Genomic DNA, 11,024 nt, shown 5'->3' on the forward strand with positions numbered 1-11,024 from the left:
CCCGGACTGCCGCCTAGCGTGGATTCGGACAGGTAACCGGCCGCGCCACACGCGGCGACCGGGAACAGGACGACTCGATAGTGATTCCAGGAGTCCGCATCATGATCGCCCACCACGAGAGTGCCCTGCGCGGACAGGTCTTGGACGGGGCGGCGCCGGAGGTAGCGGTCGGCAAGGATGCTTCGAATCAGCGGCCCTCCGGCGAAGTTCGGCACCCTGTCCTCGAGCCGGCGACACCCACTTTTCGGTTGCAGGAAGCCGAGGGTGCACCGAGCGCGGGGCGCGGCAGTGCGCACGGCAAAGTGATCTTGCTGGGTGAGCATGCCTGCGTCTACGGAACCCCGGCGATCGCATGGCCGGTTCCTGAGTTGCGGGTCGAGGTCGTCGCCTGCGATTCCGCCGCGGCGAGCCGAACCGGCGCGAGCACTGACACGCTGTGGATCGACTGTCGCCGCGATATCGCTAAGTCGCTGAGCAGAGCCTCGGCGCTGTCGTCGGGTACCGCGGTCGCTGTGGAGGCCGCGCTGCGGCTGTGGGGGCATGCACGTGTGGTGCGCCTCGAGGTCGACAATCGTGTTCCGCTCGGTCGTGGTCTCGGATCCAGTGCCGCGTGTGCCGCGGCGGCGGTGCATGCTGTCGCTGATCTGTGCGGTGAGGAACCTGATCCGGGGGTTGTGTACGAGCTGGTGCAGCGGGGTGAACAGGTTTCGCACGGGCGTGCGAGCGGCGTCGACGCACGCTGCGCGGTTGCGTCGGAACCGATTTGGTTTCGAGCGGGCCGCGGGTGGCCGCTGGTGGTCGGTTTGTCGGCGGTGCTGGTGATCGCCGATACCGGTGTCACGGCGGCTACCAGCACGGCGGTGGGTGCGGTGCGGGCCCGGTTCGATCAAGATCCGGCGGCTGTGGGGCTGTTGTTCGACCGGGCGGCGGCGCTTACTCGGGCCGCCGCGATGGATGTGATGTGGGGTCGGGGCCCGGCGTTGGGTGCTCGGCTCATCGAATATCAGCGGCTGCTGGACCTGTTGGGGCTCAGCACCCCCGAAATCGATGCACTCTGCGCGGCCGCACTCGATGCCGGGGCGCTGGGCGCGAAACTCACCGGAGGTGGCCTCGGCGGTTGCGTCCTAGCGTTGGCGACCGACATCGATGCCGCGGTGGCGGTGGACTCGGCGCTCGTGGCGGCCGGTGCCGTGCGCACCTGGATGGTGAACATCGGTGGCGAGGTGTGATGAGTACCGAAACGGTTGCCGCGCAGTGTCTTCCCGGAACGGGTTCCAGGCCGCGAGAATCCGCGGTCGCGGTCGCTCACCCGAATATCGCGTTGGTCAAGTATTGGGGCAAACGCGATGAGGAGTTCGTTCTGCCCGTCGCCGACAGTCTGTCGATGACCCTCGATCTGTATCCCACCACTACTCGTGTCACCGTGACACCGAACGCTCGCACCGACGTGGTGATCCTGTCCGGCCGTGCTGCTACCGGGCAGGTACTGCACCGGGTGGAACGGTTCCTCGACCTGGTTCGGACGCTGGCGGGTCGCGACGAGCGCGCCGAGGTCGTCACCGTCAACACGGTGCCGACCGCGGCCGGTTTGGCGTCCTCGGCCGGTGGGTTCGCCGCGCTGGCGGTGGCCGCGGCTGAGGCGTACGGGCTCGAGTTGGATCGCCGCGACCTGTCGCGGCTGGCGCGGCGCGGCTCCGGGTCGGCGTGCCGGTCGATTTTCGGTGGCTTCGCGCAGTGGCACGCGGGGGTGGGCTCCGGGGTGGCCGGTGACCTCGGTTCCTATGCCGAGCCGATCGAAGCGGATGGGCTGGATCCCGCCATCGTGGTCGCGGTCCTGGATCGGTCGACGAAGCTGCTGTCGAGCCGGGATGCGATGCGCCACACCATCACCACCTCACCGCTGTATCTGCCATGGGCGAATACCTGCGCACCCGATCTCGCGGAGATGCGCGCGGCAATCGCCCGCGGCGACCTCGCGGTCGTCGGGGAGATCGCCGAGCGCAATGCCTTCGGGATGCACGCGACCATGCTGGCGGCGCGCCCGTCGATCCGGTATCTGTCGTCACGCTCGATCGCGGTGTTGGATCGAATTGTTGTGCTGCGCAACGACGGTGTCGCCGCGTACGCCACCATCGACGCGGGACCCAACATCAAAGTGCTGTGCGAGCGCACCGACGCCGCGACGGTCGCTACCGCGCTCGCGGAGGTCGGCTCGTTCGTGGACACACAGATCGCGCTGCCCGGTCCCGGGGCGGCGCTCACCACAGGGAGCGTGCTGTGATCACGCGCCAGGCACCGGGCAAGTTGTTCATCGCCGGCGAATACGCGGTGGTCGAGCCGGGCTATCCGGCGGTGGTGGTCGCCGTCGACCGCTGCGTCACAGTCACCGTGACCACCGCCGATCCGGCACAGGGCGTCGTCGTGCACTCCGATCTTCACGGCGGTCTCGCCCTGCGATGTGTGCGCGCTGCACACCGCGTCGTTGCTGCCGGTGCCGGGACCAGTGGCGAGTTCGCCCCGGTACTGGCAGCAGCGACGGTGGTCGAACAGCTCGCAGCCGAACGAGGCCACTCGGCGACACCTTTTCGACTCGCGGTGACCGGCAGACCACTCTTCGCCTGCGACGGCCGCAAATTCGGGCTCGGCTCCAGTTCGGCCGTGACCGTCGCCACCATCGCAGCGCTCAGCGCGCACTACGGACTGGACCTGTCCACGATGGACCGATACCGCCTCGCCATGCTGGCCACCCTCGCCACCAACCCGAACGCTTCCGGTGGCGATGTGGCGGCGAGCACCTGGGGCGGCTGGCTCGCCTACCACGCCCCCGACCGGGCACAGGTCTCGGCATTGGTGACACATCACGGGGTGGACGGCGCACTGCGCACCGACTGGCCGAGGCTGCGGGTGCGGCGGCTTCGGGCCCCGTCGAGTCTGCAACTATATGTCGGTTGGACCGGCGAACCGGCCTCGACCCCCGCCATGGTGGCCCGGTCGCGGGGCACGGACTGGCGAAACAGCGACTGCTACAACGATTTTCTCACCGCCAGCGCCGGCTCGGTCCTGCGATTGATCGATGCGTTGGACGCCGACGACGCCGCCGGTGTGCTGCGTGAGATTCGCCGCTGCCGCCGGATTCTCACCGAACTCGACGACGCGACAGCGCTCGGAATCATGACTCCACGCCTGGAAACCCTGTGTGCGGCCGCCGAATCGGTCGGCGCGGCGGCCAAGCCGTCCGGCGCGGGCGGCGGCGACTGCGGGATCGCGCTGCTGCGCGCGGACGCATCCCGGGCATCGGTCGACCTGATCGATCTATGGACCCGGGCCGGCATTCGACCGCTCCCACTACACGTGCATACGGCCGAGGAGGCGCTGCGATGATCGGCAACCGCAAAGACGATCATGTCCGGCACGCGGTAGACCAACACCGAAACGGTGCAGCGGCCAACGATTTCGATGCGGTGGTCTTCGTGCATCACGCGCTGGCGGGCATCGACAGCGCCGACCTCGATTTAACCACCGAGTTCGCCGGAAAACATTGGCGCGCACCGTTGTTCGTCAACGGCATGACCGGCGGCAGCCCACGCACCGGTGAAATCAACCGAGACCTGGCGATCGCCGCCGCCGAAACCGGCCTCGCGATCGGCTCCGGATCGATGAGCGCCTACTTCGCCGACCCCTCGGTCGCCGACAGCTTCCGCGTGCTGCGACAGGAGAATCCGCACGGCTTCGTGATGGCCAACCTCAACGCGAACGCGACACCGGAGAAGGTGCGGCGCGCCATCGACCTGATCGAGGCGGACGCGCTGCAGATCCACCTCAACGCCGTCCAGGAGATCGTCATGCCCGAGGGCGACCGATCCTTCGGCGCGTGGCCACGCCAGCTCGAGGCCATCGTCGTGGCCAGCCCGGTACCGGTGATCGTCAAGGAGGTCGGTTTCGGATTGAGCCGCGCGACAATCCTGAGGTTGCGGGACATGGGCGTCGCGGTCGCCGATGTCGGTGGCCGTGGCGGCACCAACTTCGCGCGCATCGAAAACAACCGGCGCGCCGCGGCGGACTTCTCGTTCATCGAGGGCTGGGGCCAATCCACCGCGTGCTGCCTGCTCGACGCCACCGACGTCACCGGCATCGACATCGCCGCCTCGGGTGGCATCCGCTCCCCCCTCGACTGCGCGCGGGCGCTCGCGCTGGGCGCTCGCGCGACCGGCGTGGCGGGCCGCTTCCTCGAGACACTGGTCGACGAGGGCCTCGACACCCTGATCGCGACGATCCAGACCTGGCTGCAACAACTCGGCCAGATCATGACCGTCCTCGGCGCCGCCACCCCGGCCGACCTCACCCGATGCGATCTGCTACTCACCGGCGAGGTGACCGAATTCTGCCGCCTACGCGGCATCGACGCCGCCGGCTACGCCCGGCGCAGCCAATCCCCGAACAGCTACCCGAGGGACCCGCGATGAGTGAACCCGCCTGTGCCGCAGTGCCTTTGCAGTGGGTCGGCCCCATCCGCATCACCGGCAACGTCCTCGACGACACCGTCGAGGTGCCGCTAGCGACCTACGAATCACCGGTATGGCCCTCGGTCGGGCGCGGCGCCCGAATCTCCCGGGCCGTCGCCCACGGTGTGGTCGCCACCCTCGTCGACGACCGCATGACCCGCTCGATCCTCCTCGAAGCCGACGACGCCTACACCGCCCACACCGCCGTCCAGCGACTCAGCGCGGAATTCCCGCATCTGCGTGAGATCGTCACCGCGAGCAGCCATTACGCCGACCTGATCGGGTTCCACCATCAAATCACTGGCAACCTGCTGTTTCTGCGCTTCGAATTCACCACCGGCGACGCCTCCGGCCACAACATGGCCACCCTCGCCGCCGAACGACTGATCGACGACATCCTGCTCCGGTACCCCGGACTGCGCTACGGGTCGATCTCCGGCAACTACTGCACCGACAAGAAAGCATCGGCTGTCAACGCAATCCTCGGCCGCGGAAAGAATCTCGTCGCCGAACTCGTCGTACCCCAACCACTGGTACACGAGCGCCTGCACACCACGGCCGCCCGCATCGTCGAACTCAACATCCGCAAGAACCTGATCGGTACCCTCCTGGCCGGCGGAATCCGTTCCGCGAACGCCCATTACGCCAACATGCTGCTCGGCTTCTACCTGGCCACCGGCCAGGACGCCGCCAACATCATCGAAGGCTCCCAAGGCATCACCCACACCGAAGACCGCGACGGCGACCTCTACTTCTCCTGCACCCTGCCCAACCTCATCGTCGGCACCATCGGCAACGGCAAACAGCTGCCGTTCGTGACCGAGAACCTGACCCGCCTCGGCTGCCGAGAACACCGGCCACCCGGCGACAACGCCCGCCGCCTCGCAGCCATTGCCGCAGCCACCGTGCTCTGCGGCGAATTGTCCCTGCTCGCAGCACAAACCAACCCGGGCGAACTCATGCGAGCCCACACCCGATACGAACGCCCGGCCACACACAACGGAACGAAGCCATGAACCTTCCAGCCGTCGGCATCCACGACCTCACCTTCGCCACCACCCACTACGCCCTCGAACTCGCCACCCTCGCCCAACACCGTGGCATCGACCCCGACAAATACCTCATCGGCCTCGGCCAAGAAGCCATGAGCATCCCCGCCCCCGACGAAGACATCGTCACCATGGCTGCCAGCGCCGCCGCCCCCATCCTTGAACGCCACGGCACCACCCACCCACGCACCATCCTCTTCGCCACCGAAACCGGCGTCGACCAATCCAAAGCCGCCGGCCTCTACCTCCACCCCCTCCTCGACCTCCCCCGCAACATCCGCGTCGTCGAACTCAAACAAGCCTGCTACGCCGGCACCGCCGCCCTCCAACTCGCCGCCGCCCTCGTCACCCGCAACCCCACCGAACAAGTCCTCGTCATCGCCTCCGACATCGCCAAATACGACCTCGACAGCCCCGGCGAACCCACCCAAGGCGCCGCCGCAGCCGCCATGCTCATCACCGCCAACCCCGCCATCCTCCGCCTCGACCCCCCCTCCGGCCTCTACTCCACCGACATCATGGACTTCTGGCGCCCCAACTACCGCACCACCGCCCTCGTCGACGGAAAACTCTCCATCACCGCCTACCTCAACTCCGTCACCGGCGCATGGACCGACTACCAACGGCACGGCGGACTCCCTCTCACCGACTTCACAGCCTTCTGCTATCACCAACCCTTCACCAAAATGGCCTACAAAGCCCACCGCCACCTACTGGATCACGAAGGCGCACAATCGAACTCCGACGCCATCGAAGCCGACATCGGCGCCACCACCCACTACAACCGCATGATCGGCAACAGCTACACCGCATCCCTCTACCTCGCCCTGGCATCCCTGCTCGACCACACCGACGACCTCACCGACCGACCCGTTGGACTACTCAGCTACGGGTCGGGAAACGTAGCCGAATTCTTCGCCGGAACGGTCATACAGGGCTATCGCGAGCATCTGCGCACTGCGGCGCACAAGGACTCGATCACCAGGCGCAAGCCCATCGATTACGAGCACTACCGCGCAGTCCACGAAACCCAACTCGGTGAGAACAACCGCCTGACAGAAGATACGGCCGACCCCTTCCGATTGGCCGCAGTAGACGAGCACAAGCGCATCTACGAACACCGGCACAGTCGATGACGATTTTTGCGCGACGCGCAGCACCTCCTGAGCGGGTAATGGCCCCGGTCACTGGGCAAATGGTTATCGAGCCGAAGCACTCCGATTCGCGGATGACAACGAGAACCGCGAGACTTAGAGGACAACCCTCACCGTACTGGACACAATGCGGCTGCATATCCCTGCCCCTAATTCCCGAACTGGCACCAACAACATCAACCTGGTGGACGCCGTCCCCCACGAACTCGCGAACTCGCGAACTCGCGATAGATTTGAAAACGCAGCGAGCTCAACGACGACCCGAGCATGGAAGTGGTTGCTTTGAGTAGTGAAAGTGTGTTCGCCGGGGCACTCAGCATTAGAGAGAAGATCACCCGCAAAACGGCAGAGGTCATGTGTGACTATTCGGGTCCCCCCAATACCGCGCCGACTATGAGATGGGCGCTAAGACCGGAATCCAATGGATGATACATTGGCATGCGGATCACGACGAGAAGACTCTTGCTGACGCAATCAAATTCCTCTCGTGCGCACTATTGCCAGACAGACCATGGATGGCGGAAGAGGGCCTTGACTCCGTTCTCGACAACCGAATTTTTGGAGAAACCCTCCGGGCGATATGCGCCAGGATCACAGGAAACGACACAGTGGCCTTTCGGCTGATACAGGCCGAGTTCGAATACTCATATAGTGCGGCCTGCGAGCGCGCCCTGGACACATGTACGGCTGCAGGGCGTCATATCCTAAGTGATCGCCAAGCCTACGTCGACTATCTGGAGAGAAGGATTCCGGACGCGTTAATTAGAGGATCTCTGTATATGCTTCTATGCGCGAATGACGTCAGGAGTACCGACTGGGATAAACCTTACATCGACAAGGTGTGCGAGGCGTGCCTGCTCTTTCATGAAATATATGCGCTCACGCGTCATTCGCACGAGATGGAATATAACAACATGTTCCTGCTTTCGGATTGCGCCGACGCGGCCACGATAAATGACGCGTACACATATGCTCTTTCGCTCCAGTACGACGTCGCGCGTGAGCCAAGCGTTGGGAAGACGCTGAAGTCAGTCAGCCTCCAGTATCTCACTGGGTACGTATCTAGCCACGCAGACATGTCCCGGTACGGCATGCGGCGGGCGATTGTCCAAGCGGCCGCGAACACGACCCAGAACACGTCCAGCTTCGGCCATGTGTCGCAGTACCGGACAAGTGACCACGACAATGCCCTCTCCGTCCCTGAACTGGTCAGAGCGGATAAATGTCACGCGGACCAGTCAGTTGATACAGTCCTCATAGAGGATGCCGACCTGCGCGTCGACGACCGCAGGTGACCGCGCGGCCACGTCATCGGCATTTAGGGCTGCTGCTTGCATGCACGAATAGGCACACCGACCTCATCAAAGGGGGGCTCTGTCGGGCCCGGCCATGTTAGCCCCCTGCCAACTCAAAGATAAACGCCACCGTGTTGACGCCGAAATCAACGGTCGAAGCGACAGGTAAGGCCGCAGCCGCCATTCCGGCCGCACCTGCTCCGCGGGGGGTAGACAGTCCTCGTCTTGCAAATGGTGCATCACAGATCACGTGCATAAATAACCAGGGGATTCACGTCGCCGGTGCGAATGACTACGAACTCTCACAACCGACAGGAAGAAGGCCAGCCTCACGCCACCACCATCGGATTGTTTCGGGGATCGCTATGGTGCCGATGTCCAGACAGGGACAGTCGAGCAGGACCAGTTGGCCAAGAGGAGGCCAACCGTAACGCGAGATTCTGGCATGGTAGATGATGTTGCCGATGACCGCTGCCCGCATGAATTGCGCCCACCGAGCCAGAAGCTCGTTCTGTGCTTCGCATTTCTCAGTCAGCGCCAAAAACACCGTCATAATCCGATCATGCAATCGGGCGGTCTCAATGACCGCGTCGTCCAAACCTATGGCAAACTGGTGGGAGACCACATCGACCAGGTTGATGTTGCTGGTGCCCGCGTCGAGTTCCTTGTCGTAGGAGGCCCATTCGTTGTAGATCATGGGCAGTGACCAACCGGAATAGATCATCGCCTGCACGGCCGGGTTGCGCCACGATTCGTCCGCAAGATCCAGCCCCATTCCGGCGGCGGCCAACACAGTGGTAAGCCAGATTGCGACATTGTCGATGCGGCCCTCGAAGAAATCCGACAGTGAGGGCACCTTCCCACGCAAAGCGATTTGCCAGCGCTGGCCGCGAACGAACCTTCGCCAACCATCGGCTATCAACGTGAGTACTTCACGGGGGTAGTGACCGACAACATCCGCGGCGAAGTCGGCCATCGCCCGCGTCAGCGGGGCGGAGATCATGGGGGGAGTATTGGGGTGATCCAGCACATCAATAAGACAGTTGGCCATGTTGTCGAATGACAGCCTGCCTCGCTTGCTGGGGTTGACACTGCTGCACAACGGCTCACAATAGTCGTCGTCGAAGATGAAGGTCACCACGCTCCACCGTGCCATCAACCTCTGGCCCAGCCGGTCGGCGAAGGGAAAGGAGTCGATCGCAAACCACGCGCCGGCCTCGGCATAGGCCTCTCGTCTGCGCGATTCGCACAGCCCGAACCGTTCTATCCAAGCGCAGGTCTCTGAGACGGTGTCGTAGGGCTCGATCCCGAACCTTGCTATCGGGCAGTAAAGACCCGGAACCTGGGCCGTACTGGCGGTCACCAGCCGCATAGCGTCCTCCTGCTTGCCGAAATTTCGAGCGAGTTGCTTCGCGAACGTGCCGCAGCCGGTCGTGTGCTACCGACCGCCAAGGAAGACGCCGTCCAATCCCCCCGCTGGTGGGCGACGGTATACATACGCCCCCACGACGGCCGAGCCGCTTCCTGAGGGTGAACGCGACCAGGTGAGAGTGGATGATCCTCAAGTGGCTCCGCCGCTGAGCATGATGAGAACGCCAACCCCGGCACAGGACGGGTTGACCGCCTTCGGAACCAATTATCAAACCAGGCTGCGATCTTCTCCTCGCCTATCGTTGGGTCCCCTATGAGTTGTTCCCCTGTAGCCATTCCGAACCCCATCTGCGTCTCGTTTTGGCGGGGTCACCTGTCCCGTTGCACGGCCAGCTGCGCCAGTACTAATAGTTCACCGGCCGTGCGTGGGTCGGGCAGTGCCTCGATCGCGGCCGCGAGGCGTTGCTCAGCCATCCGCTGCACGGTCACCCGCCCGTCGGCTGCCTCGATGAGGGCAGTGGCACGCACGATCATTGCCGGGGCCATGGGCGTCGTTGACCGGTAGATTCGGTTCAGCTCGACCGCGGCCGACGTGTCCGATTGCAGGGCGGCCACGACAGGGAGCGACTGTTTGCGGCGGGCCAGGTCGGCCCCAGCGGGTTTGCCCGTCACTGCTGAATTGCCCCAGATGCCGAGCAGGTCGTCGGCGAACTGGAATGCCAAGCCGAGTTCACGGCCGAATCGCTCCATCGCCGACACGGTCTCCGCGTCCGCGCCTGCGCAGAACGCGCCGAGTGCGCATGCGCAGCCCATCAGCGCGCCGGTTTTGCCCATTGCCATGCGCACGTAATCATCAATGCCTACCCGTGGGCGGGTCTCGAACTGGCAATCTTCGGACTGCCCGCGGCACATCTCGATCGCCGCCGTCTCTAGCCGCGTGACGGCGGCGGCCGCGATCGGGCCGGGTAGGTCGGTGGCCAGTACTCGCACAGCCAAACTATGGAGGGCGTCGCCGAGCAGGATGGCGTCGGCGATGCCCCACACGCTCCATACCGTTGCCCGGCCGCGGCGGGTCCGGTCAACGTCGAGGACGTCGTCATGGATCAGGGTGAAGTTGTGGACCAGTTCGATGGCGGCGGCCGCGGGTATCGCGGCCTGGGCGCGCGCGCCGCACGCGGTGGCGGTGGCAAATACCAGGGCCGGCCGCAACGCTTTGCCGGGGTGGGCATGGACCGGGGATCCGGAGGTGTCGCACCAACCGAAGTGGTAGGCCCCCATCAGGCGTAACGGTTGTGGCAGCGATCCGACCCATTCGGTCAGCACCGGCAGGCACAATTCCCGTGCGTGCGCGAGCAGTGCGGCCGCCGAGGTGGTGTCGGCGCGCGCGGTCGTGACGGTCATCGACACCACCGCCCCGGCCAGACTTCAGCCCGCGCTCCGGGGCAAGCGATACACACCGCCGACATAGCGACCTCCACGAGGATTCAGGACGCGGAAACCGAGGCTGCTTCGGTCGAGAACCTCGACTGCCGCGATCTCAGTCGGGACTGTAAGAACAACGGTGTAACTCCGAATCAAGGAGTGGCACATGGACTCTGATGTGAGGTCCGCCGTGTTGGCCGATACTGACGCGGTGGCCAGACCCAGGAAACC

Annotated in this window: 9 protein-coding genes; 7 read left to right on the forward strand and 2 right to left on the reverse strand. The window is 64.7% G+C overall.

Annotation, left to right across the window (positions count from 1 at the left end; genetic code table 11):
* The first annotated feature begins 101 nt into the window (after nt 1-101).
* The 7 genes from mvk to ACAM49_RS26105 all read left to right on the forward strand — a co-directional run bounded on the left by mvk (nt 102) and on the right by ACAM49_RS26105 (nt 8,000).
* On the forward strand, nt 102-1,229 hold the full coding sequence (mvk, locus tag ACAM49_RS26075) for a mevalonate kinase (protein WP_369638193.1): 1,128 nt from the start codon (nt 102-104) through the stop codon (nt 1,227-1,229).
* Nucleotides 1,229-2,281: a diphosphomevalonate decarboxylase gene (mvaD, locus tag ACAM49_RS26080; protein WP_369638194.1), complete on the forward strand. Its 1,053-nt coding sequence runs from the start codon at nt 1,229-1,231 to the stop codon at nt 2,279-2,281. The genes mvk and mvaD overlap by 1 nt, the downstream gene beginning before the upstream one ends.
* The gene (locus tag ACAM49_RS26085) at nt 2,278-3,381 is read left to right on the forward strand and encodes a phosphomevalonate kinase (protein WP_369638195.1); all 1,104 of its coding nucleotides are present in this window, start codon (nt 2,278-2,280) and stop codon (nt 3,379-3,381) included. The genes mvaD and ACAM49_RS26085 overlap by 4 nt, the downstream gene beginning before the upstream one ends.
* A complete protein-coding gene (gene fni / locus ACAM49_RS26090) occupies nt 3,378-4,463 on the forward strand; it encodes a type 2 isopentenyl-diphosphate Delta-isomerase (protein WP_369638196.1) in 1,086 nt (361 codons plus the stop codon). The genes ACAM49_RS26085 and fni overlap by 4 nt, the downstream gene beginning before the upstream one ends.
* A complete protein-coding gene (locus tag ACAM49_RS26095) occupies nt 4,460-5,518 on the forward strand; it encodes a hydroxymethylglutaryl-CoA reductase (protein WP_369638197.1) in 1,059 nt (352 codons plus the stop codon). Before fni ends, ACAM49_RS26095 begins: the two co-directional genes overlap by 4 nt.
* Nucleotides 5,515-6,687 (forward strand): hydroxymethylglutaryl-CoA synthase, encoded by a 1,173-nt coding sequence (locus ACAM49_RS26100; protein ID WP_369638198.1) that lies wholly within the window; start codon nt 5,515-5,517, stop codon nt 6,685-6,687. Before ACAM49_RS26095 ends, ACAM49_RS26100 begins: the two co-directional genes overlap by 4 nt.
* Nucleotides 6,688-7,220: 533 nt before the next feature.
* A complete protein-coding gene (locus ACAM49_RS26105) occupies nt 7,221-8,000 on the forward strand; it encodes a hypothetical protein (protein ID WP_369638199.1) in 780 nt (259 codons plus the stop codon).
* 292 nt (nt 8,001-8,292) lie between these two features.
* On the opposite strand, the gene ACAM49_RS26110 is transcribed toward ACAM49_RS26105, so the two are convergent.
* Together ACAM49_RS26110 and idsB are read right to left on the reverse strand one after the other, a co-directional pair.
* The gene (locus ACAM49_RS26110; protein WP_369638200.1) at nt 8,293-9,372 is read right to left on the reverse strand and encodes a terpene synthase family protein; all 1,080 of its coding nucleotides are present in this window, start codon (nt 9,370-9,372) and stop codon (nt 8,293-8,295) included.
* Nucleotides 9,373-9,740: 368 nt separating this feature from the next.
* Nucleotides 9,741-10,772 (reverse strand): geranylgeranyl diphosphate synthase IdsB, encoded by a 1,032-nt coding sequence (gene idsB, locus ACAM49_RS26115; protein ID WP_369638201.1) that lies wholly within the window; start codon nt 10,770-10,772, stop codon nt 9,741-9,743.
* Between the last annotated feature and the right edge of the window lie 252 nt (nt 10,773-11,024).

The sequence above is a fragment of the Nocardia sp. JMUB6875 genome (assembly GCF_041154655.1).
Lineage (GTDB): Bacteria > Actinomycetota > Actinomycetes > Mycobacteriales > Mycobacteriaceae > Nocardia.

Excerpts from the sequence above, each read along its gene's own strand:
- idsB (WP_369638201.1), bottom strand. The coding sequence starts at position 10,772 with ATGACCGTCACGACCGCGCGCGCCGACACCACCTCGGCGGCCGCACTG.
- mvaD (WP_369638194.1), top strand. The coding sequence starts at position 1,229 with ATGAGTACCGAAACGGTTGCCGCGCAGTGTCTTCCCGGAACGGGTTCC.
- ACAM49_RS26100 (WP_369638198.1), top strand. The coding sequence starts at position 5,515 with ATGAACCTTCCAGCCGTCGGCATCCACGACCTCACCTTCGCCACCACC.
- mvk (WP_369638193.1), top strand. The coding sequence starts at position 102 with ATGATCGCCCACCACGAGAGTGCCCTGCGCGGACAGGTCTTGGACGGG.
- fni (WP_369638196.1), top strand. The coding sequence starts at position 3,378 with ATGATCGGCAACCGCAAAGACGATCATGTCCGGCACGCGGTAGACCAA.
- ACAM49_RS26105 (WP_369638199.1), top strand. The coding sequence starts at position 7,221 with ATGGCGGAAGAGGGCCTTGACTCCGTTCTCGACAACCGAATTTTTGGA.
- ACAM49_RS26110 (WP_369638200.1), bottom strand. The coding sequence starts at position 9,372 with ATGCGGCTGGTGACCGCCAGTACGGCCCAGGTTCCGGGTCTTTACTGC.
- ACAM49_RS26095 (WP_369638197.1), top strand. The coding sequence starts at position 4,460 with ATGAGTGAACCCGCCTGTGCCGCAGTGCCTTTGCAGTGGGTCGGCCCC.